This is a genomic window from Nonomuraea sp. NPDC003707 (assembly GCF_053587055.1).
Genome location: NZ_JBSFNK010000055.1, coordinates 1 through 21,747, shown reverse-complemented (window position 1 = coordinate 21,747; position 21,747 = coordinate 1). Strand labels below are relative to the sequence as shown.

Here is a 21,747-nt window from a genome sequence, read left to right as displayed (position 1 = left end):
AAAAGGATCGCAATGAAGATCGTGGTAATCGGCGGGACGGGCCTGATCGGGTCGAAGCTGGTGGCGAAGCTGGGCGAGCACGGTCACGAGGCGGTGGCGGCGGCACCGAACACGGGCGTCAACACGCTGACCGGCGAAGGGCTGGCCGAGGTGCTGGCGGGTGCGCAGGTGGTGGTCGACGTGTCGAACTCGCCGTCGTTCGAGCCGGCCGCGGTGCTGAAGTTCTTCGAGACCTCCACGGGCAACCTGCTCGCGGCGGAGGCGGCGGCGGGCGTGGGTCACCACGTCGCGGTGTCGATCGTCGGTACGGAGCGGATGCCGGACAACGGCTACTTCGCGGCGAAGATCGCTCAGGAGCAGCTGATCGAGAAGTCGGGCATCCCGTTCTCCCTCGTGCACTCGACCCAGTTCTTCGAGTTCGCCCGGGGCATCGCCGACGAGGCCACGACGGACGGCAAGGTGCACATCGCGCCCGTGCTGTTCCAGCCGATCGCGGGTGACGACGTGGCCCAGGCGGTCGGCCGGACCGCGGTCGGAGCGCCGTTGAACGGCAGGGTCGAGATCGCCGGGCCCAAGGAGTACCGCATGGACGAGTTCTTCCGCCAGGCGCTGACCGCCTGGGGCGACCCGCGCGAGGTGGTCACCGACCCGCACGCGCGCTACTTCGGCAGCGAGCTGAGCGAGCGGTCGCTGGTTCCGGAGGACGGCGCCGTCCTCGGCACGATCAGCTACCGCGACTGGCTCGGCCGGAACGCGACCGGCAAATAGCCGGAGGAGGCACGTGAGCAACCCGTTGCACGCAAAGGTCGCCCTGGTCACCGGAGCTCTGGTCACGGGAGCGTCGTCGGGCCTCGGCGAGGCCACCGCGCCGGCCCTCTCGGTGGAGGGGGCCCGTGCCGCGGTCGGGGCCCGGCGCTGACGGTCGGACGGCCTGGCGGGTGACCGCCGGGCCCCTTATCTCGGAGGTAATCGACGTCCCGCGCCTTTGCCGAGAGGGTTGCGGCATGAGTACTGACACCCGTGACGTCGTGGAGGAGCTGCTGCGCAGGATGGCCAAGGGCGATCATCCCCGCACCGCGGAGTTGTTCGCCGAGCCGGTCGACTGGCAGCTCGACTGGCCCGCCGAGGGGCATCCCGCGGTGCCGTGGATCCGGCCTCGGTCCAGCCGGGCCGACGTGGCGGACCATTTCCGCTCGCTGGAGGCCCACCATGTGCCCGAGCTGAACGGCACGTCGGTGGCGCGGATCCTGGTCGACGGGACGCACGCCGTCGTGCTCGGGGAGATCGCGCAGACGGTACGCGCCGGTGGCGTCGCGTACACCTCGCCGTTCGCGCTGCACCTCACCGTCGAGGACGGGCTCATCACCCGCTACCACATCTACGAGGACAGCCTCACGGTCGCGCGAGCCCTCGGCGGCCGCCGGCCCTGAGCTCTCAGTCGTGCCGGGGGCGGGAGCTTTCGCGGGGGTGCAGTTCCGTCTGCAGCACCATCCGGGCCGCCGGTCGGGCCGGGTTGTCGATCCGGCTGGCCAGCAGTTGCGCCGCCGCCCGCCCCAGTTCGTACGTCGGCTGCCGGACCGTGCTCAGCCCGGGCCGGAACAGCCGGGCCCACGGGATGTCGTCGAACCCGATCACCCCCACTCGCTCGGGGATCGGCACCCCCCGCTCGGTCAGGCACTCCACCGCCCCCACCGTCATGAGGTTGTTGGCCGCGAACACGGCGTCCATCTCCACCCCCTCGTCCAGCAGCGCGGCCATGGCCGAGTAGCCGCCCTCCTCCCGGAAGTCCGCGTGCCGCACCAGGGCACGATCCACCGGTACGCCGGCCGCGCGCAGCGCCCGGTGATAGCCGCGCAGCCGCCGCATGGCGGTGGACATCCGCCGCGGGCCCGTGATGCACGCGATCCGCCGGTAGCCGGACGACAGCAGGTGCGCGGTCGCCATCTCCGCGCCCTTCTCGTTGTCCACCATCACCGCGTCGACCTCGGTCTCGGCAAGCTCGCGGTCGATGGTGACGACGGCGGTGCCGGCGGCGACCAGGGCGGAGATGTCCGTCGAGTCGTCAGCCGGAGAGATGATCACGCCGGCCATGTTGTCGGCCAGCGCCACCGCGATGTACTCGGCCTCCCGGGCCCGGTTCTCGTCGGTGTTGCACAGGACCACCGAATACCCGAACTGCCGGCCCCCGTCCTCCACCCCCCGTACCAGAGAGGTGAAGAACGGGTTGCCGACGTCGGAGACCAGCACCGCCCACAACGTCGTCTGCCTGCGCCTGAGATTGCGCGCCACCCCGTTGGGCCGGTAGCCGAGCTCCCGCACGGCCGCGAGCACCCGTCCCGCCAGTTCCGGGTTGACCGTGGAACGGCCGTTGAGCACGCGGGAGACCGTCGCGGCGGATACCCCGGCGTGCCGCGCGACATCTTGGATCTTGATCAACCTCGTCCGATCTCGGAGACACGGGCAGGAGAAATCGATTACGCCAGGGCGGGCGGCGGCGGGAACGGCAACCGCTCCGCCACCGGCGCGAGCCCGAACGGCTTGTGCGGCAGCGTCTGGTACCAGTACGCGACCGAGGAGAAGTCGTCCGAGCGCTTGTTGGCGTGGCCGTGCTCGATCGTCACCCTGATGGACTCGGTGAACGTGATCGGGTCCTCGACGTGGAAGCGGTAGAGGGAGATCTCGCCGCTCCAGTTGTCCCCGCCGGGCAGGGTGATGCCGTGGTACGGCGCGTGGTAGGTCTGCGTCGGGCACCAGGCGGTGTTGAAGTAGTCCTCGGTGCCGGTGCCGTGCAGCGAGGGCGGGAACGGCTCCCCGTCGATGAAGATCATGTCATCGCCCTCGCCGTACCAGTTCCAGTCGCTGGTCTCGCGCAGGTTGCGGATGTTGAGCACGCAGCCCACGTAGTGGCCGCGCCCCTCGGCGTCGAGGATGACGTAGTTGCCGTCGCCCGTGTCGTTGATGCCCTCGACCTGGTACTCGCGGTTGCTCTGCGTGCCCTGCGGAACCCCGTCGGTGGGCCGCTCGCGCCGCCACTGCGCGTGGAAGTAGCCGAGGTCCCCGGCCGCCGAGTCGAACAGCTCGTAGTCGACGTAGTAGTAGAAGAAGACCGGCTCGGCCGACAGTTCGCTGATCAGCTCCACCTTCGCGCGGCTCGCGAACGGCATGTGGAACCACGAGTTGAAGCTCTTGCCGTCCTGCGGGCTCATCTGCAGCGGCGCGGAGACGAAGTTCGCGGTCTTGGCGTGGCCCATGCCGAAGAAGTCGCCGAGCGGCACCAGCACGCTGGGGTGCTCCTGGTCGTCCCAGGTGATCTTCAGCACGAGCCTGCGCAGGTAGTCGACGTCCACCGCGTCCGGCACGTCCTTCAACGGGAGCGCCACCGTGCACCAGATGTGGTTGATCGAGCCGGGGCCCTCGATGTCGGCCAGGGTCACGGTGGTGCCGGCCTCGACGGTCAGCCGGTCCTCGTTGCCGCCCGTGCGGTCGTAGCTGGAGACCCGCTTGCGCCTGGACGACCGCAGGCGGGGCAGGTCACGCAGGCTGCTGCCGTGGTTTCCGTAGCTCATATGATCCTCATTCACTTCAATCCGGAGGTCTTGATCGCCTCGACCAGGCGGCGCTGGCCGAGCACGAACGCGATCAAGGTGGGCACGGCCGCGATCACCGTCGCGGCCAGGACGTAGTTCCAGGCCGAGCCGTACTGGCCCTGGAGGGTGGCTATGCCGACCTGCACCATGCGCAGCTCGGGGTCGCGGGTGGCGGTCAAGGGCCAGAGGAACGCGTTCCAGTTGGCCAGGAAGAACAGCACGGCGAGCGAGGCGAGCACGGGCCGGCTGAGCGGCACGACCACCTGCCACCAGCGCCGGAAATATCCGCATCCGTCGAGATCTGCAGCCTCTTCGAGCTCGCGCGGGATCGTCAGGTAGTACTGCCGGAGTAGGAAGATCCCGAACGCGTGGAAGATCGCCGGCAGGATCAGCCCCGCGTACGTGTCGAGCAGCCCGAGCTGCCTGGCCACCAGGAACAGCGGGACGAGGATCACCGGCAGCGACACCAGCAGCGTGGAGACGATCATCGAGAAGATCACCTGCCGCCCGGGGAAGCGCAGCCGGGCCAGCGCGTAGGCGGCCATCGAGTGCAGCACGAGCGCGACCACCGTGACGGCCACGGAGACGACGAGGCTGTTGAGCATGTACCTGCCGATGGGCACCTCGGTCAGCACGTAGAGCAGGTTGTCCAGGGTGAAGCGGCTGGGCAGCGCCACCTCGAACAGCTCGTCCGCCGGCTTCAGCACCGTCACCAGCAGCCAGACCAGCGGCGCCACCGTGACGGCCGCCAGCACGTACCCGACGAGGGCGCGCAGCCTAACCGACATCGAACCTGCCTCCCTTCGTGAGCCCGAACATCAGCCCTGTGGCCACGACCAGGAACCCGACCACGACCGTGGTCAGCGCCGCCGCGTAGCCGTAGTTGTTGAAGGTGAAGGCCTGCTGGTAGATGTAGAAGACCACGCTGGACGTGCTGTTGGCCGGACCGCCCTTGGTCAGCACGTAGACGAGGTCGAAGGCCTGCAGGCCGGTCACCGCGCCGACGGTCGAGTTGACCAGCACGAAGAAGCTGGTCGGCCGGAGCAGCGGCCAGATGACATGGCGGAAGCGCTGCCACGAGGTGGCCCCGTCGACGCGCGCCGCCTCCTCGTACTCCTTGGGGATGTCCTTGAGCCCGCCCAGCAGGATCAGCATCTGATACCCCATGAGGAACCAGATGCTGATCACCACCAGCGACCCGAGCGCCAGCGCGGGGTTGCCCAGGAACGACACGTCGCCCAGGCCCACCGGCCGCAGCAGCGCGGGCACCGCGCCCTGCTTGTCGGCCAACAGGAACTGCCACACCACGCCGACCACGACGAGGCTGATGACATGCGGCAGGAAGAACATCGTGCGCACCAGGCCGACGCCGGGGAAGTGGTCGCGGACCAGCAGCGCGAGGCCGAGGCTGACGACGAACCCGATGGGGACGAAGGTCACCATGTACGTCAGCGTGACCTTGACGCTCTGCCAGAGCTGCGTGTCCTCGGCCATCTGGCGGAAGTTGTCCAGGCCGACGTACGTGTAGCCGCCGAACCCGTCCACGCTGAACAGCGAGACGCCGACGGCCAGCACCATGGGGAGGCCGACGAAGACGAGCAGGCCGAGCAGGTCGGGCGCGACGAACGCGTACGCGGCCAGGGCCTCTCTCCTGCGCCGGGTCCACCACACGCGGGGCACGGCCTCGCCGGCGACCGCCGTACCCGGATCGACCAATGTGGCCACGACTACCGCCTTTCGCTCAGAGGGCCGGTCGCCGGGTGCCTCCGGCGCGGTTTCACTGGGGACACGCGGGCGCCTGCCCCCGACCGGACCGTTGCGACGCGACCCTCCGGCCGCGTCGCCGAGGCCCGGCTGGAACATGACCGCACGTCCGTCGCCCGGCCGGACGGCAGCGGCCGTGGGGTGGCGCCCGCGAGGGCGTCAGAGCATGGCCGCACCCTTGTAGCCCTTCAGGAAGGTGTCGATCTTGGCGGCGGCGTCCGCCGCAGCCTTGGCCGGGTCCACCCCGCCGAGCTGGGTGGCCTGGATGGCGTCCGAGACGGCCTTGTACACCTCGGGCGTGTAGCGGGGTTCACCCCGGCCCCCCGGCACCACCTGCTCCAGGAACACCTTGAGCGCCGGCTTGTCGAACGCCCCCGCCGCCTTGGCCGCCTCCTGGACGGACTTGCGGGCCGGCAGGTTCGTCTTGACGACCGTGTTCCACTGCCGGCCGCGCTCGACGCCGGCCGCGTCGGTGGCGCCCAGCGCCCAGGCGATGAATTTGGCCGCCGCCTCCGGGTTCGCCCCCTTGGCGTTGGCGACGAACGCCCACCCGCCGATGTCGGTGGTGTAAGTCCCGCCTTCGGGCACGGGAAGCCGGAACACCCCGTATTTGAAGTCCTTCTTCTCCTGCTCCAGTTGCGACACCGACCAGATGCCGCTCTGCTGCATGGCGACGGACCCGCTTGCGAGGTTCGCCGGGGCGTTGCCCGCGCCGTCGCCCTGCGGCTTGCGCGGCGCGACCTTGTTGTTGACCGCGTCCTGCCAGAGCTTCAGCGCCTGGTGTACGCCGGGCGCGTTGAACCCGGCCCCGCCGTTCCCCGGCACGGCCGAGCCGCCGGCCATCCACATGAACGGGTACCAGGTGAAGTTCTGGTAGTAGCCGGGGATGGTCTCGAAGAGGATGCCGAACTGGTCCTTGGTGGTCAGCTTGGCGGCCACGTCCAGCAGCTGGTCCCAGGTCTGGGGGAGGTCGCCCTCAGCCAGCTTCGCCTTCTCGAAGGCGTCGATGCTGTAGTACATGGCCAGCGGCTCTTGTTCCATCGGCAGGCCGTAGATCTTGCCGTCCACCTTGCGCGTGTCCAGCACGCCGCCGTCGAAGTCGGCGATCTGGTCGGGCTTGAGGTGCGGCGTGAGATCGGCCAGTACGCCGCCGTTGTGGTAGCGGAGGAAGTCGCCGGGGCTGAGCAGGAAGATGTCCGGCCCTTGACCGGCGGAGAACGCGGTCTGCAGCGCCGTGCCGGCGAGGTACTCGGAGACGGGCAGGTAGTGGAGCTTGACCTTGACCTCGTTGTTGGCGTTCCACGCCGCCACCAGGTCGGTGAACCACTTGCTCTGCGCGTCGGCCTGCGGGTTGGGGCCGTAGAAGTTCCAGAACGTCAGCTCTTTGGCGTTGCCGGTCTTCCCGCCGCCCCCGCACGCGGACAGCAGCGGTGCCGCCATCGCCGACCCTAAGACGACGGCGCCGCCACGCAGCAGAGATCGGCGAGTCACCCTCTCGAAAGCCGACATGTCGCATCCTCCTGATCTTGCAGAAAGCTCGGGGGGTGAGCAATCGATTTCCCAGAAAGGTAGGCGTCGGGGCGGCCAGCGTCAAGAAGTTCCTGCTACAGCTTGCCGAATCCGGGAATCGATATCTCCCCGAGACCTGCGACCCCGCTCTGGGCGGCAACCGCCGCCACGATGGCGCGTCGCCTCCCGGCCACCCGCCCATCGTGCTGATGCCGTCGCGACGGGGCTCGGGGCTCGGGGCTCGGGGCTCGGGTTCGGGCTGTTGGGCGGTGCGACGCGGCATGCCCCTGAGGGGTGCCCGGACGGGGCGAGGTGCGGCGCTGTTTCGCGGAAGCGATGGCGCTGCTCTCGTGGTCGCCTGGCCCCGACGCCGCCTGGATTCGACGCCCGCTGGATCCGACGCCGCCTGGACCCGATGGCGCCGAATCCGCCGAGCAGGCGACCGCCCGCGACCGAGTTCCGCCGTCTCGCCGCACCGGCTCCTCGGCGAGGTACCGGGGCGGCGCGGGTGCGGTGAGGTGCGGCAAGCGCGGGAGGTGCGGGGAGCGTAGAAGACGCCGAAGGCCCGCGAGGTGGCCGAAGCGGGGGATGCCTGTGAGGCGAGGGAAGCGTGGGGTGATATGTGGCGGTTGTCCGTCACCCCGCGACGGTGGGCCGGTGCGGGGCCGTACCTGCGACGGTGAGTAAGGGGACCCGTCCACCCGAGCCCGTCCACTCGAGCCCGTCCACTCGAGCCCGCGCCACCCGCACGCCGGCCCGCGCCACCCGCACGCCACTCACCCCCAACGGCAGCCCGTCCACCCGCACGCCGGGCGCCTCCCCTCGCTTCCCCACCTCGCGGCTTCCCCCTTCCAGTGCCTCGCCCGGCTCCCATGCCTCCCCGGCTCGCTGCCTCCGCCACCTCGCACCTCCCGCGCTTCCCTCACTCGCGCCGTTCGCGCACCTCCTGCGCCTCCCATGCCTCCCCTGGGTGTGGGGCCTTGGAATCGGGGTTTGAGAAATCGGTTCACCGTTGTGATTCTGTGATGTGAAGCGGGATTGACGGGTCAAAAGGTCGGATCTAGGTTGAGGGAAATCGATTTCTGAGCAATCGATTTCTCGATGTATGGAGGACAACCCGTGGCACGTATCGGAGTGCTGAGCATCTCGGACGGGCGGGACTTCGTCGCCCGCGATCTCGTTGAGCACATCACCCACGCCACCACCGCCCTGGCGGAGGCGTTGCGCAAGGAGGGCCACGAGGTCATCGTGGCGCCGGAGATCGTGTGGACCAACGAGCTGGCCACGTCGCAGGCGCGATGGCTGGCCGATCGCCGGCCCGATCTGACCATCTTCAACTACGCGGTCTGGGCCTTCCCCCATTTCACCATGCTGGCCGCCGAGTCCACCCCAGGACCGCTGCTGCTCATGGCGAACATCGACCCCGCGCAGCCCGGCATGGTCGGCATGCTCGCCGGCGGCGGTGGCCTGGACCAGATCGGCCGGGTGCACGCCCGCGCCTGGGGAGACATCGACGACCCCGCCGTCAGGGAGCGCGTGCTGACCGAGGTGCGGGCCGCCCAGGCGGTCCGGGGCCTGCGCGGCTCGACGTTCGGCCGGATCGGCGGCCGGCCGATGGGCATGTACACCGCCGTCGCCAACACCGACCAGTGGATGCGTACGTTCGGCGTCGACGTCGAGGAGATCGACCAGTGGGAGATCGTCCGGCGGAGTGAGAACGCCTCCCAGGCGCGGGTCACCCAGGCCCGCCAGTGGCTCGAGGCCAAGGGGAACGTGCACTACGACGGCAAGCAGCTCACGCCGGACCTGCTCGAACGCCAGATCCGCACGTACTACGCGATGCGCGAGCTCATCGACGAGTGGAACCTGGACTTCTCCGGCATCAAGGGCCAGCCCGAGCTGACCACCCACTTCTGCACGATGGACCTCGCCGAGGCCTTCCTCAACGACCCGTACGACTGGGAGGGCCCGAAGGACACCCACGTCTGCGCCACCGAGGCCGACATGGACGGCGCGCTGACGATGCAGATCCTGAAGCTGCTGAGCGGCGACCCGGTGCTCTTCGCCGACGTCCGCCACTACCACGCGGACAAGGACGTCTGGGACCTGTGCAACTCCGGCCAGCACGCCACCTGGTACGCGGCCAGGTCCGACGACCCCGAGGAGAACCTCGCCAGGACGCACTTCTATCCCGAGGTGTTCTTCTTCCCGGCGGGCGGCGCGAGCGTGCACCATCTCGCCGCGCCCGGCGCCGCCACGTTCGCCCGCCTCACCCGCAGGGACGGGCAGTACCGCATGCACGTGATGCGCGGCGACTTCGAGCTGTACGACGACGCCACCAACGAGGCGATGGCCCGGCAGTCCACGTTCGAGTGGCCGCACGCGTTCACCAGGCTGCACGTGCCGGCCACCGAGTTCCTCGGGCGGTTCGGCTCCAACCACATCCACGCGGTCCCCGGCGACTACATCGCCGAGCTGGAAGCGGTCTGCAAGCAGCTGGGCGTCGAGTTCGAGGGGTTCGGCGATGCGGCTTAGTCCTCTCCTCCTCGCGGCCGCGCTCGTCCTGGGCGGGTTGAGCGCACCGGCGCAGGCGAGCGCCGAGGGCCCCAGCGCACCGGCGCAGGCGCAGGCGAGCGCCAAGGGACCCGTCGGGTGGGACGTCTACCGCAGGCTCGACCGGCTGCCCGAGCTGCCCGTCGGCGTGCAGACCAAGCAGTTCTCCAGCTTCGACCGCACCGGCGACAACAACGACGGGTTCGAGGGCACGTACTCGTGCCTGAGCAGCACCGATGACGGGGGCTGCGTGATCGCCGAGCACACCGGCGCCGGCGAGGTGCAGGCCATCTGGTTCACCAGGGACGGCGGCGACGTCAGCAGGACCGGCAGGATCACCGTCGAGCTCGACGGCAGGAAGGTGGTGGACGCGAGCCTCCAGGACCTGGTGGACGGCAAGCTCGGCGCCCCCTTCGCCTACCCCCTCGTGGGCAACGCCGACCAGAGCTCCGGCGGCGTCTACGTCGAGGTGCCGATGCCGTTCACCCGCTCGATGCGTATCACCACCGAGCACAACCCGCTCTTCCACCACGTCAGCTACCGCACGTTCGCCGACGCCGAGGGCGTGAGCACGTTCGACCCGGCCGACAAGGCGCAGGACGTCATCGACCGGCTCAAGGCGGGCGGCGACCCCAAGCCCGCCGTCCCGGGCGCGCGCTCCCAGGACGCCGCGATCCGCCTCGCTCCCGGCCAGTCGGTACGGGTCGCGCGCACCCAGGGCGCCGGCCTGCTGTCGGCGATCAAGCTGAAGCTGCCCCAGGCCGAGCAGGTGCTGCCCGAGACCGAGGCCGACGAGGGCCGCGCGTTCGGCCGGAACGGCTCCAGCGAGTTCACGGTGAAGATCGACCCCGCCAACGACGGCGTGCGGCTGACCAGGCGCATCGACCCCGCCATCGGCAGGCAGGTCGCCAAGGTCCTGGTGGACGACCAGCAGGTGGCCCAGTGGCCGCCGAGCAGGCTGGGCGCAGCCGGGATGTGGGCCGAGGAGGTCGTGGACCTGCCGGCCAGTGCCACCAAGGGCAAGTCGCAGATCACGGTCAAGAACGTGTTCGCCTCGTCGGACCTCGACTACAACGAGTTCACGTACTGGGTGGACAGCGCCGGCAAGCGTACCGACACCGTGGACGTGGGCGACGCGGCCGACGAGGCCGCGCACCGCTACACGATCGTCGCGCAGACCTGGCAGGGCGAGCGGACCTTCGCCTTCCCGATGGACCAGCCCCAGCTGGCGAAGATCAGGACGGCACAGGAGATCCTGCAGGGGCTGCGGCTGCGGATCACGTTCGACGGCCGGCGCACGGTGGACTCGCCGGCCGGCGAGTTCTTCGGCAGCGGGCACGCGATGCTGCCCGTCAAGTCGCTCATGTACGCGGTCGACGCCGCGACCAGCACGCTCAGCGCGTGGTGGCCGATGCCGTACCGGACGGGCGCGACGGTCGAGCTGTTCAACGACTCCGGCCGCACGATCGAGGGCCGGGCGACGGTCACGTCAGCCAACCGCCCCGTATCAGGAAATGTCGGTTATTTCAGGACGCAGTCCCGCGCTGGCGGCACCACCCCCGGCACGAGCTGGCCCTTCCTGCGGGTCTCCGGCGCGCAGGGCAAGTTCGTCGGGATCAGCCACACCATGCGCGGCCCGACCAACCGCAACTACCTGGAAGGCGACGAGCGCGTCTACGTGGACGGCTCGCGCACCCCGCAGATCCACGGCACCGGCACCGAGGACTTCTACCAGGCGGGCTGGTACTTCAACCGCGAGACCGTCAGCACCCCGTTCCACGGCAACACCGCCCACCTGGCCCCGGCGACCGGCTGCCCGGCGGAGAACGACTGCACCGGCGCGTACCGGCTGATGATCGGCGACGCCGTGCCGTTCGCGGGCTCGCTCACGTTCGACATCGAGCACGGCTGGACGAACGACGTCGAAGGCGTCTACTCCTCCACCGCCTACTGGTACGGCTCCGACCGAAGCGCCACGGCGCAGACGGACTCGCTGACGGTCGGCGACCCGGCGAGCGAGCGGCAGCACGGCTACACCGGCCAGGGCGAGGTCACCACGCTGGAGTCCGCGTTCGAGGGCGACTTCAGGAACCCCGTCACGCTCAAGGCCACCCAGCGGGTCACGCAGGCCCCGGTCACGTTCAGGCTCACGATCGACCGGAACAACCAGGGCGTCGAACTGCGCCGTACGAGTGACCAGAGCGTCGCCGGGCAGCACGCCGAGGTCACCGTCAACGGGCGGCGGCTGGCCGACTGGGTGCAGCCGCTGGGCAACCGGACCCGCAGGTGGCTGGAGGACGTCTACCAGATCCCGGCGGGCGTCACCCGCGGGCAGCGGGAGATCACCGTCCAGCTGACCCCGAAGACCCCCTGGTCGGCGGCCTCCTATACGGCGTGGAGCCTCCGGTGACCACCGTCCTGGCGATGCGGGCCATCGGCAAGTCCTTCCCCGGCGTGCGGGCCCTCGACGGGGTGTCGCTCGCCGTGGCGGAGGGCGAGGTGGTGGCCCTGCTCGGGGAGAACGGCGCCGGCAAGTCCACGCTGATGAACATCCTGGCCGGGGTGTTCAAGGACTACGAGGGCGAGATCGAGATCGGCGGCGAGGTGGCGCACATCCACTCGCCCAAGGACGCGCGGCGGCACGGGATCGCCATGATCCACCAGGAGCTCAACCTGGTGCCCGAGCTGTCCGTCGCGGACAACATCTTCCTCGGCCAGGAACGCGCGCTCCTCGACCGCAGGGCCACCGAGGCGCGCACCGCCGAGCTGCTGCGCGGCCTCGGGCTCGACCTGTCGCCGCGCACGCTCGTCAAACAGTGCAAGATCGCCGAACGCCAGCTCATCGAGGTGGCCAAGGCCCTGTCGCAGAACGTCCGCGTCCTGGTCATGGACGAGCCCACCTCGGCCCTGGCCGACGCGGAGGTGCAGCGGCTGTACGAGGTCATCCGCGACCTGACCGGGCGCGGCGTGGCCGTCATCTACATCTCGCACCGGCTGGAGGAGCTGGAGGAGATCGCCGACCGGGTCGTCGTGCTGCGCGACGGCCAGTACATCGGCGAGCGCACCGGCATCAACCGGGACGAGCTCATCCAGATGATGGTCGGCCGCCCCCTGGGCGAGATGTTCCCGCGCGCCGACGGCGCCACCGAAGGTGACGAGTTGCTGCGGGTCGAGGGGCTCCGCGTGCCAGGGGATCGGGACACCGGGCGCACGGCGCTACGGGACATCTCGCTGACCGTGCGCACCGGGGAGATCGTCGGCGTGGCCGGACTCATGGGCGCCGGGCGCAGCGAGCTGCTCGAATCGGTCTTCGGCGTGCACCGGCCGTCGGAGGGATCGATCAGCCTGCACGGCGCGCCGTACCGTCCCAGGAGCCCCAAGCAGGCGATCGAGCGCGGTGTCGCGCTGGTCGCCGAGGACCGCAAGGCGCAGAGCCTCGTGCTGGGCAACAGCGTGGCCTTCAACGCGAGCCTGTCATCGCTCAGGCGCTACCTGCGGTTCTGGACCGTGGACCGGCGGCGCGAGGGCGCGGCCGTCGAGCAGCAGGTGCGCGCGCTGCGGGTGAAGACGCCCGGACTGCGCTTCACCGTCGGCAACCTCTCCGGCGGCAACCAGCAGAAGGTCGTGCTGGCCAAGTGGCTGCTCACGGCGCCCTCGCTGATCCTCATGGACGAGCCCACGCGCGGCATCGACGTGGGCGCCAAGGCGGAGATCCACGCGCTCATGTCGTCGCTGGCCGCCGAGGGCAAGGGCGTGCTCGTGGCCTCCTCCGAGCTGCCCGAGCTGCTCGCCATGTGCGACCGGATCCTCGTGCTCTGCGAGGGCCGCATCACCGCCGAGTTCCCGAGAGGCCAGGCGACGCAGGAGGCGATCCTCGAGGCCGCCATGGCAAGACAGCAGGTGACCATATGACAACCGTGAAGACCGCGCCACCCGATCCAGCGCCGCCCGTGAAGGCGCCGGGGGAGAGCCGGATGCGGCGCACGCTCTCCGCCCTCGGGGCCGCGCAGGCGTACATCGGCCTGGTGCTGATCCTCGCCGTGGGGATCGCCACCAAGGGCGAGATGTTCCTGAACGAGACCAACCTCACCAACGCCATCGGCGCCTTCGCCTCCCGCGGCATCCTGGCGGTCGGCGTCACGCTGGTGATCCTGACCGGCGGCATCGACCTGTCCGTGGGCTCGCTGCTGGGCATCGCGTCGATGACGGCCGCGATGATGCTCGCCAAGTTCTCGCTGGAGCCGTGGCAGATCGTGCCGATCTGCATGGCGGTGGGAGCCCTCTTCGGGTTCCTGAACGGCGCCGGCACGGCCTGGCTGCGCATCCAGTCGTTCGTCATGACCCTGGCCATGCTCTCGGTCGTACGCGGGCTCGACCGGCAGGTCAGCGACAACGTCAGCGTCGGCACCCAGATCGCCGGGGCCGACGGGAAGCTGACGCCGCAGGCGGAGGCGTTCCAGCTGTTCGGCACCCCCGGGCACAACCTCTTTGATCGCATCTACTATCCGGTGCTGGCCTTCATCGTGGTCTGCGTCGTCTTCCACCTGATCCTGACGAAGACCCGGTTCGGCCGGCACGTGTACGCCGTCGGCGGCAACCCCACCGCGGCCCGGCTGTCCGGCGTCAACGTCACGGCGGTCACGATCGCCGTCTTCGCCCTGTCCGGCATGCTCGCCGGCTTCGCCGGGCCGATCGACGCCGCCTACAGCGCCTCGGCCGACCCCCAGGCCGGGCAGTCGTTCGAGCTGGACGCCATCGCCGCCGCCGTCATCGGCGGGGCGTCGCTGGCGGGCGGCAAGGGCACCATCGCCGGCACGTTCGTGGGGGCGCTCATCCTGACGCTCCTGGACAACGTGCTCGGCCTCAACGCGGTCAGCGACAACTGGCAGCTCGTCATCAAGGGACTGATCGTCGTCGTGGCGGTCGTCCTGCAGCGTCCCGATCTCTTCAAGATCTTCCGAGGAGGGTCTCGATCATGAAGAAGACCATCACCATCGCGCTGTGCGCGCTCCTGGCCGCCGCGTGCGCGTCCAAGGCGCCCGCGCCGTCGGCGTCGTCCGGTGAGAAGAAGAAGTTCGTCGTCGGCTATTCGCAGTCGAACAACGCCGAGCCGTACCGGGCCCAGCTCAACCTGCAGCTGCAGCACTTTTTGAAGAAATATCCGGACATCGAGTTGCTGCCGATCGCCGACGCCAAGCAGTCGAGCGCCACGCAGGTCTCCCAGGTCCAGAACTTCATCACCCAGAAGGTCGACGCGCTCATCGTCTCGCCCACCGAGCCCGCGCCGCTGACGGCGGCCGTGCAGCAGGCGTGCGACGCCAAGATCCCCGTGATCGTCCTCGACCGCACCGTGAACACCGACTGCTACACCGCCTTCATCGGCGGCGACAACGTGCTCATCGGCAGGAAGGCGGGGGAGGAGGCGGTCAGGCTGCTGCCGGACGGCGGCAACATCGTCGAGCTGCGCGGCATCATGTCCAACCAGCCGCAGATCGACCGCGACAAGGGCTTCCGCGAGGCCGTCGCGGCCAACCCCAAGATCAAGATCATCGCCGACCGCGAGGGCAAGTGGGTGAAGGAGCAGGCCACCCCGATCATGCAGCAGTGGCTCGCCCAGCACGAGCAGATCGACCTCGTGTACGGGCACAACGACCCGATGGCGCTGGGCGCGTACCTGGCGGCCCAGGCGGCGGGCAAGGCCGACAAGATCAAGTTCATCGGTATCGACGGCCTGGCAATCCCCGACGGCGGCATCCGCGCGGTCCAGCTCGGCCAGCTCTCGGCCACGTTCATCTACCCGACGGGCGCGCAGGAGGCGGCCGACACCGTCAACAAGATCCTGCACGGCCAGCAGGTCGAGAAGCAGCAGGTGCTCGGCACGACGCAGGTCACCAAGGACAACGCGGCCGAGCTCTACAAGCAGTTCGACCTGTCGGGGCAGAACTGATGTTCCTCGGAGTCGACATCGGCACCTCCAGCTCCAAGGGGGTGCTCGTGGCGGCCGACGGCACGGTCGTGGCGACGGCGGTCCGCGAACACCGCACCGCCTCGCCACGGCCGGGCTGGTTCGAGCACTCGGCGCAGGACATCTGGTGGGCCGACTTCACCTCGATCGTGGCGGAGCTGGCCCGCCCGGACGTCGCCGCCGTCGGGCTGAGCGGGATCGGCCCGTGCGTGCTGCCCTGCGCGCAGGACGGCACGCCGCTGCGGCCCGCGATCCTGTACGGGGTGGACACCCGGGCCACCGCCGAGATCGCGGCGCAGACCTCCCGGTACGGCGCCTCCGCGATCCTGGAGCGGTGCGGGTCGCCGCTGACCTCCCAGGCGGTGGGGCCGAAGCTGGAATGGCTGCGCACCCACGAGCCCGAGGTGTGGGCGCGGACGCGGCGGATCTTCATGGCGCACTCGTGGCTGGCGTACCGGCTGACCGGCGCGTACGTGCTCGACCATCACGCGGCCAGCCAGTGCACGCCCCTGTACGACACCCGTACCCACGAGTGGATCGACGACTGGGAGCTCTTCCCCGAGCTGGAGCTGCCCGCGCTGGCGTGGAGCGGCGACGTCGTCGGCACCGTGACGGAGGCGGCCGCCGCCACCACCGGGCTCCCGAAGGGGATCCCGGTGGTGGCCGGGACCATCGATGCGTGGGCCGAGGCGCTGAGCGTGGGGGCGACCTCGCCGGGCGACGTCATGCTGATGTACGGGACGACGATGTTCCTGGTCGAGGTGCTGGCCTCGCGGGCCGTCTCGCCGCAGTTGTGGGGGACCGTGGGGGTCTCGCCGGGGACGTACAACCTGGCGGCGGGGATGGCCACGTCGGGCGCCGTCACCGGATGGCTGCGCGACCTGACCGGCGCCTCGTTCGAGTCGCTCACGGCCGAGGCCGCGGCGGTGGGGCGCGGGGCGGAGGGGCTGCTGATGCTGCCCTACTTCGCGGGAGAACGCACGCCTCTCTTCGACCCGGACGCGCGCGGCACCCTCATCGGCCTGACACTGCGGCACGGGCGCGGCCACCTATACCGGGCCGCGCTGGAGGCGACCGCCTTCGGCGTGTTGCACAACCTGGAGGCCATGCGGGCCGCGGGCGGGTCGGCCAAGCGGCTGATCGCGGTGGGCGGCGGCACCAAGGGCGGGCTGTGGACGCGGATCGTGTCCGACGCGCTCCAGCAGGAGCAGGTCCTGTCCACCCACACGGTGGGCGCCGCCTTCGGCGACGCCATGCTGGCGGCCCAGGCCTGCGGCGTCTCGTGCGCGGGCTGGAACCCGGTCGCGTCCGTCGTGGCGCCCGACCCGGCCGCCGCCGAGGACTACGCGCGGTTGTACGGGCTCTACCGGGACCTGTACGACTCCACCTCCCACATCGCCCACGAGCTCGCGAGCCGTTAACGGGGGGTGGAGCTCTCGCGGGGATGGAGCTCGGCGGGCAGGACGATCGTGGCGGGCTTGGCGGCCGGGGTGGCGATGCGGTCGACCAGCAGGCGGGCGGCCATGCGGCCCAGCTCGTACGTCGGCTGCGTCACCGTCGACGGCGACGGGTGCACCAGGTCCGCCCACGGGATCTCGTCGAAGCCGACCAGGCCGACCTGCCCGGGCACGTCCACCCCGCGCTCGGTCAGGCAGCGCAGCGCGCCCACCGTCATGAGGTTGTTGGCCACGAAGACCGCGTCGGGAGGCTCGGGAGAGGACAGCAGTGCGGCCATGGCGTCGTAACCCCCCTGCTCGCGGAAGTCCGCGCGGACGACCACGGGGTCACCCGGCAGCGCCGTCGTGTAGCCGCGCAGGCGCAGGTCGGCGGTGCTCACACCCTCGGGCCCCGCGATGCACGCGATCCGCCTGTATCCGGCCGCGAGCAGGTGCTCGGTGGCCGTGCGCGCGCCTCCCTCGTTGTCGACCACCACCGTGTCCACGGCGCCTCTGGGCAGCTCGCGGTCGACGGCGACGACGGGCACGGGCGAGTCGATGAGCGTCTTGGCCGCCTTGACGCTGCCCGAGGAGGAGATGATGACGCCGGCCATCTGCTCGCTCAGCGCCGCAGCGACGTAGGTCTCCTCCTTGGCCGGGTCCTCGTCGCTGTTGCACAGCACGACCGAGTAGCCCTCCTGCTGTGCGACGTCCTCGATGCCGCGCACCATGGAGGTGAAGAACGGGTTGCCGATGTCGGAGATGATCACGGCCCAGAGGGACGTACGGCTGCGCCGCAGGTTGCGCGCGACCGCGTTGGGGCGGTAGCCGAGCTCGCGGACCGCCGTGAGCACCCGGGCGACCATGGCGGGGTCGACGGTCTGGGCGCCGTTGAGCACGCGGGAAACGGTGGCGGCGGACACGCCGGCCTCCCGTGCGACATCGTAGATAGTGGGCATCGCACCAAGTTTCTACCATCGCGGAGCCCCGCGCCCCTCCTGGCCGCAGGTTGGGGTCGAAGTCCTGGTCCAGGAATCGCTTTCCGGTCATGATCATACTTCCACATTTCCTGAAATATTGAAATGTAGTGGTTTACCTGGGCAAATGCTCGACTGAAAGCCTGACAAATCAGGGCTTGACGGCTGTCAGGCCGCGATTGTACGTTCATCCAGAAATCGATTGCTCAGATCTCTTCTCCCTTCACCCCCACCTCACGGCCTCCTGACTGCCATGCGCTCAGGAGTCCCGCACCGCCAGGAGAAGTCATGTTCTCGATCGTTCGACGATGTTTGGGCGCGGGCCTGGCCACGCTGCTCACGATGACCATCACCGCCGTCCCGGCGGCGACGGCCGCCGCCTCGCCGCCGCCCAGCCCGTTCTTCTCGACCGTGCAGATCGACTCCGGCGCGACGGTCGGCGCGCCCGCCGCGGGCGACAACCGCAACCACGGCGACCTGTGGCCGAACTGCTGGTCCGACGACGACAACGTCTACACCGCCTACGGTGACGGCATCGGGTTCGCGGGCACGTACAGCGACATCGGCGTGGCCCGCGTCTCGGGCATGCCCGGCAACCTGACCGGCGCGCAGCTGCCGATCGGCGACAACGTCGGCCAGGTGTGGACGGCGAACCACACGCGCAAGCCCACCGGCATGGCCTGCGTGGGCGGCACGCTCTACCTGGCCGTGCAGGACCTGGCCTTCGACTTCGACGACGCCCCGGCGGCGACGATCGCGAAGTCGACCGACCACGGCAGGACGTGGACCTGGGACAGGTCGGGGCCGATGTTCGGCAACGGGGTGTTCACCACGATCATGTTCCTGGACTACGGCAAGGCGTACGGCAACGCCCCCGACGGCTACGTCTACGCCTACGGCCTCGACCACAACTGGCGCGACTCCTTCGCGAACCGGGTGCCCGACCCGGTGGACCTGTGGCTGGCCCGGGTGCCCAAGGACCAGGTGCAGAACCGGTCGGCCTGGGAGTTCGTCAGCGGCTTCGCCGCCTCCGGCGCGCCCACCTGGTCCGCGGACATCGGCCGCCGGGTCGCGGTCATGCACGACGACCGGCGCATCTACCAGGACGTCTACACCGCCAACCGGGCCAGGAACCTGACCGTGCTCAGCCAGGGCGGCGTGGTGTACAACAAGCCGCTCAACCGCTACCTCTACACGTCCTGGACGGAGTACACCTTCGAGTTCTACGAGTCGCCGACGCCGTGGGGCCCGTGGAAGCACTTCTCCGGCAAGGACTTCGGCGGCTACCCGTGGACCACGACCAAGCACGGCGGTTACGCCACCACGATCCCGTCCAAGTACATCAGCGCCGACGGCAAGTCGATGTGGCTGCAGTCGAACGTCTGCCCGTGCGGCGGCGGCTTCCCCGACGGGCAGCACTGGGCGTACACGTTCTCGCTGCGCAAGATGCGCCTGGAGCCGCACGTGGACACCACCCCGGCGAACACGCCCGACGGCGCCAGGAACCTGGCCCGCGAGCCGGGCACGACCGGCGTCGAGCGGGTGGCGCATTTCGGCAACGTCGGCTTCTACAACGACGGCAACAAGGCGCAGAGCGAGGACGACTGGAACGACGAGCGCAAGGGCGCGAGCTGGTGGGGCTACACCTGGCCGCGCGAATACCTGATGAACAAGGTCGCCTTCACCAGCGGGCAGATGTTCGGCGACGGTGGCTGGTTCTCGAGCGATCTGCGGGTGCAGGTCCGCAGGAACCACGAATGGGTGAACGTCACCGGGCTGCGCATCACGCCTGACTACCCGTACGACAACACGGCGGGCCCGAACCGCACGTACGAGCTGGGCTTCAACCCGGTGGACGGCGACGGCGTGCGCGTCATCGGCGCCCCGGGCGGCACCCGCACCTTCACCTCCGTCGCCGAACTGGAGGTGTACTACACGGGCACCAGCGGGACCATGTTCGGCGGCTCGCCGGCGGATTTCACCGGGGACGGCAAGGACGACATCGTGGCCTTCACCCACGGGGCGAGCGCGGACGTGTGGGCCGCCGCCTCGACCGGCACGGGCTTCGGGGTGTCCGCGAAGTGGCACGACTTCTTCGCCCCGAGCGGTGAGCTCCCCTACACCGGCGATTTCACCGGCGACGGGAAAGCCGACATCATCACCTTCGCCCAAGGGACCACCGGCGACGTGTACGTGGCGCCGTCCACCGGCAACGGCTTCGGACCGGGCGTGAAATGGCACGACTTTTTCGCCCCGAGCGGTGAGGTCCCGGCGGTGGGCGATTTCGACGGCGACGGCAAGGACGACATCGCCACCTTCACCCGCGGCGCCGCCGCGGACGTCTACGTGGCCCTGTCCAGCGGGAACGGGTTCGGCGCCGGCCAGAAATGGCACGACTACTTCGGCCTGAACGGCGAGTTCCCGGCCGTCGGTGACGTCAACGGGGACGGCAAGGACGACATCATCGTCTTCACCCAGGGCTCCACGGCGGACGTGTACGTGGCCATGTCCACCGGCCACGGCTTCGGCCCCGCGACCAAGGTGGCCGACAGCTTCGCGCCCGGCGCGGACCAGCCCCGCGTGGGAGACTTCGACGGCGACGGCAAGGACGACATCGCCGCCTTCACCAACAACCCCGCCGCCGACGTCTCCGTGGCCCTGTCGGACGGCGCCGGATTCAGGGCCGCCACGAAATGGCACGACGACTTCGCCCCGGCGGGCGAGTTCCCGTACGTCGGCGACTACGACGGCGACGGGAAGGACGACATCGTCTCCTTCACCCACACGCCGTCCGCCGACGTGCGCGTGAGCCTGTCGACCGGCACCTCCTTCGCCGGCGGCGGCAAGTGGCACGACTTCTTCGGCCTGCCCGGCGAGACCACTCTCTGACCCGGTAATCCTCCGCGCGGCACGGCAACCCTCGCGCCGCGCGGCCGCGTCACGCCTCCAGACAGGAGAAACCCCGTGAGAAGCAGGATCCTGTTATCGGTGACGGCCTTGTCGGCCGGCGTCTTCCTCCTCCCGCCCGCCCCGGCCGCCGCGGCCGGGCCCCGCCCCGACTTCCGCGCCCCGTGGCCGGGCGGACAGGTGCGGGACTACTACCACCACTCCACCGAGGTCGCCAACGCCATCGACTTCAACATCGCGGGCTCCGGCGACCTCGGCACCCCCGCTCTGGCCTCGGCGCCCGGCACGGTGATCGAGACGGTCACCGGCCACCCCGGCTACGGCAACTACGTCCGCGTGGACCACGGCGGCGGCTGGACGAGCCTCGTGGCGCACCTGGACCGGATCACGGCCACCAGGGGCCAGTGGGTCGACTACGGCGCCGAACTCGGCAAGGTCGGCAGCACCGGCAACTCCACCGGCCCGCACCTGCACTACGAGCAGGAGGCCGACGGCGGCAACCAGCCGATCGTCATCGACGGCGTGGCTCTGCGCTACAGCGAAGCCGCCGCCAAGCACACCAGTGGCAACTGCGGTGGCGGCGGACCGCTCCTGGGCGGCTCTCCGGCGGACTTCGACGGTGACGGCAAGGACGACATCGTCACCTTCACGCACGGCGCGAACGCCGACGTCTACGTGGCGAAGTCGACCGGCAACGCCTTCGACGGCACGTCGGTGAAGTGGCACGACTACTTCGCGTTGAGCGGCGAGGTCCCGCTGACCGGGGACTTCACCGGCGACGGCAAGGATGACATCGTCACGTTCACCCAGGGGGCGAACGCCGACGTGTACGTGGCGCCGTCCACCGGGAACAGCTTCGGGGCGGCGACCAAGTGGCACGACTTCTTCGCGCCGAGCGGTGAAGTGCCGGCGGTCGGTGATTTCGACGGTGACGGCAAGGACGACATCGTCACGTTCACCCGTGGCACGGCCAACGACGTGTACGTGGCCTTGTCCAACGACCATGGATTCGGCGCCGGCGTCAAATGGCATGACTGGTTCGCCTTGAA

The 21,747-nt window shown here is 69.8% G+C and carries 18 protein-coding genes; 11 read left to right on the top strand and 7 right to left on the bottom strand.

Annotated elements, in window-relative coordinates; genetic code table 11:
• Positions 1-12: 12 nt before the first annotated feature.
• From ACWDRB_RS61395 to ACWDRB_RS61385, 3 genes are all read left to right on the top strand, one after another.
• Positions 13-768: an SDR family oxidoreductase gene (locus tag ACWDRB_RS61395; RefSeq protein ID WP_449911051.1), complete on the top strand. Its 756-nt coding sequence runs from the start codon at positions 13-15 to the stop codon at positions 766-768.
• Positions 769-781: 13 nt separating this feature from the next.
• A complete protein-coding gene (locus tag ACWDRB_RS61390) occupies positions 782-919 on the top strand; it encodes a hypothetical protein (RefSeq protein WP_449911049.1) in 138 nt (45 codons plus the stop codon).
• An 85-nt stretch (positions 920-1,004) separates the two neighbouring features.
• Positions 1,005-1,430: a nuclear transport factor 2 family protein gene (locus tag ACWDRB_RS61385; RefSeq protein WP_449911047.1), complete on the top strand. Its 426-nt coding sequence runs from the start codon at positions 1,005-1,007 to the stop codon at positions 1,428-1,430.
• A 4-nt stretch (positions 1,431-1,434) separates the two neighbouring features.
• Here ACWDRB_RS61385 and ACWDRB_RS61380 read toward each other — a convergent pair whose 3' ends face one another.
• The 6 genes from ACWDRB_RS61380 to ACWDRB_RS61355 all read right to left on the bottom strand — a co-directional run bounded on the left by ACWDRB_RS61380 (position 1,435) and on the right by ACWDRB_RS61355 (position 7,694).
• Positions 1,435-2,436, bottom strand: coding sequence for a LacI family DNA-binding transcriptional regulator (locus tag ACWDRB_RS61380; RefSeq protein WP_355197013.1), 1,002 nt, complete (start codon positions 2,434-2,436; stop codon positions 1,435-1,437).
• A 38-nt stretch (positions 2,437-2,474) separates the two neighbouring features.
• Positions 2,475-3,566, bottom strand: coding sequence for a glycoside hydrolase family 172 protein (locus tag ACWDRB_RS61375; RefSeq protein ID WP_449911044.1), 1,092 nt, complete (start codon positions 3,564-3,566; stop codon positions 2,475-2,477).
• 11 nt (positions 3,567-3,577) lie between these two features.
• Positions 3,578-4,375 (bottom strand): carbohydrate ABC transporter permease, encoded by a 798-nt coding sequence (locus ACWDRB_RS61370; RefSeq protein ID WP_192783722.1) that lies wholly within the window; start codon positions 4,373-4,375, stop codon positions 3,578-3,580.
• Positions 4,365-5,312, bottom strand: coding sequence for a carbohydrate ABC transporter permease (locus ACWDRB_RS61365; protein WP_449911042.1), 948 nt, complete (start codon positions 5,310-5,312; stop codon positions 4,365-4,367). The genes ACWDRB_RS61370 and ACWDRB_RS61365 overlap by 11 nt, the downstream gene beginning before the upstream one ends.
• A gap of 198 nt (positions 5,313-5,510) precedes the next feature.
• Positions 5,511-6,860, bottom strand: coding sequence for an ABC transporter substrate-binding protein (locus tag ACWDRB_RS61360; protein ID WP_363968036.1), 1,350 nt, complete (start codon positions 6,858-6,860; stop codon positions 5,511-5,513).
• A 636-nt stretch (positions 6,861-7,496) separates the two neighbouring features.
• Positions 7,497-7,694 carry a hypothetical protein gene (locus ACWDRB_RS61355; RefSeq protein ID WP_449911039.1) on the bottom strand — a complete coding sequence of 66 codons (198 nt, stop codon included), beginning with the start codon at positions 7,692-7,694 and terminating at the stop codon, positions 7,497-7,499.
• A 285-nt stretch (positions 7,695-7,979) separates the two neighbouring features.
• Between ACWDRB_RS61355 and ACWDRB_RS61350 the strand changes: the two genes are divergently transcribed.
• From ACWDRB_RS61350 to ACWDRB_RS61325, 6 genes are read left to right on the top strand one after another with little or no spacing between them, the layout of a single operon-like run.
• A complete protein-coding gene (locus ACWDRB_RS61350) occupies positions 7,980-9,395 on the top strand; it encodes an L-fucose/L-arabinose isomerase family protein (protein ID WP_350741214.1) in 1,416 nt (471 codons plus the stop codon).
• Positions 9,385-11,823: a glycoside hydrolase family 172 protein gene (locus tag ACWDRB_RS61345; RefSeq protein WP_449911036.1), complete on the top strand. Its 2,439-nt coding sequence runs from the start codon at positions 9,385-9,387 to the stop codon at positions 11,821-11,823. Before ACWDRB_RS61350 ends, ACWDRB_RS61345 begins: the two co-directional genes overlap by 11 nt.
• Positions 11,820-13,325: a sugar ABC transporter ATP-binding protein gene (locus tag ACWDRB_RS61340; protein WP_449911035.1), complete on the top strand. Its 1,506-nt coding sequence runs from the start codon at positions 11,820-11,822 to the stop codon at positions 13,323-13,325. The genes ACWDRB_RS61345 and ACWDRB_RS61340 overlap by 4 nt, the downstream gene beginning before the upstream one ends.
• The gene (locus ACWDRB_RS61335; RefSeq protein ID WP_449911033.1) at positions 13,322-14,392 is read left to right on the top strand and encodes an ABC transporter permease; all 1,071 of its coding nucleotides are present in this window, start codon (positions 13,322-13,324) and stop codon (positions 14,390-14,392) included. The genes ACWDRB_RS61340 and ACWDRB_RS61335 overlap by 4 nt, the downstream gene beginning before the upstream one ends.
• On the top strand, positions 14,389-15,360 hold the full coding sequence (locus ACWDRB_RS61330; RefSeq protein WP_449911031.1) for a substrate-binding domain-containing protein: 972 nt from the start codon (positions 14,389-14,391) through the stop codon (positions 15,358-15,360). Before ACWDRB_RS61335 ends, ACWDRB_RS61330 begins: the two co-directional genes overlap by 4 nt.
• Positions 15,360-16,799 (top strand): FGGY-family carbohydrate kinase, encoded by a 1,440-nt coding sequence (locus tag ACWDRB_RS61325; protein ID WP_449911030.1) that lies wholly within the window; start codon positions 15,360-15,362, stop codon positions 16,797-16,799. The genes ACWDRB_RS61330 and ACWDRB_RS61325 overlap by 1 nt, the downstream gene beginning before the upstream one ends.
• Here ACWDRB_RS61325 and ACWDRB_RS61320 read toward each other — a convergent pair.
• Positions 16,796-17,773, bottom strand: coding sequence for a LacI family DNA-binding transcriptional regulator (locus tag ACWDRB_RS61320; protein ID WP_449911028.1), 978 nt, complete (start codon positions 17,771-17,773; stop codon positions 16,796-16,798). The two genes, ACWDRB_RS61325 and ACWDRB_RS61320, sit on opposite strands and share 4 nt — an antisense overlap.
• Before the next feature lie 306 nt (positions 17,774-18,079).
• Between ACWDRB_RS61320 and ACWDRB_RS61315 the strand changes: the two genes are divergently transcribed.
• Positions 18,080-20,680, top strand: coding sequence for an FG-GAP-like repeat-containing protein (locus ACWDRB_RS61315; protein ID WP_449911026.1), 2,601 nt, complete (start codon positions 18,080-18,082; stop codon positions 20,678-20,680).
• Between the two features lie 75 nt (positions 20,681-20,755).
• A partial coding sequence (locus tag ACWDRB_RS61310; protein ID WP_449911024.1) for a peptidoglycan DD-metalloendopeptidase family protein occupies positions 20,756-21,747 on the top strand: 992 nt, incomplete at its 3' end.

Coding starts and splice junctions, on each gene's coding strand:
- ACWDRB_RS61375 (WP_449911044.1), bottom strand. CDS start 3,566: ATGAGCTACGGAAACCACGGCAGCAGCCTGCGTGACCTGCCCCGCCTG.
- ACWDRB_RS61360 (WP_363968036.1), bottom strand. CDS start 6,860: ATGTCGGCTTTCGAGAGGGTGACTCGCCGATCTCTGCTGCGTGGCGGC.
- ACWDRB_RS61315 (WP_449911026.1), top strand. CDS start 18,080: ATGTTCTCGATCGTTCGACGATGTTTGGGCGCGGGCCTGGCCACGCTG.
- ACWDRB_RS61385 (WP_449911047.1), top strand. CDS start 1,005: ATGAGTACTGACACCCGTGACGTCGTGGAGGAGCTGCTGCGCAGGATG.
- ACWDRB_RS61335 (WP_449911033.1), top strand. CDS start 13,322: ATGACAACCGTGAAGACCGCGCCACCCGATCCAGCGCCGCCCGTGAAG.
- ACWDRB_RS61345 (WP_449911036.1), top strand. CDS start 9,385: ATGCGGCTTAGTCCTCTCCTCCTCGCGGCCGCGCTCGTCCTGGGCGGG.
- ACWDRB_RS61370 (WP_192783722.1), bottom strand. CDS start 4,375: ATGTCGGTTAGGCTGCGCGCCCTCGTCGGGTACGTGCTGGCGGCCGTC.
- ACWDRB_RS61330 (WP_449911031.1), top strand. CDS start 14,389: ATGAAGAAGACCATCACCATCGCGCTGTGCGCGCTCCTGGCCGCCGCG.
- ACWDRB_RS61395 (WP_449911051.1), top strand. CDS start 13: ATGAAGATCGTGGTAATCGGCGGGACGGGCCTGATCGGGTCGAAGCTG.
- ACWDRB_RS61320 (WP_449911028.1), bottom strand. CDS start 17,773: ATGCCCACTATCTACGATGTCGCACGGGAGGCCGGCGTGTCCGCCGCC.
- ACWDRB_RS61325 (WP_449911030.1), top strand. CDS start 15,360: ATGTTCCTCGGAGTCGACATCGGCACCTCCAGCTCCAAGGGGGTGCTC.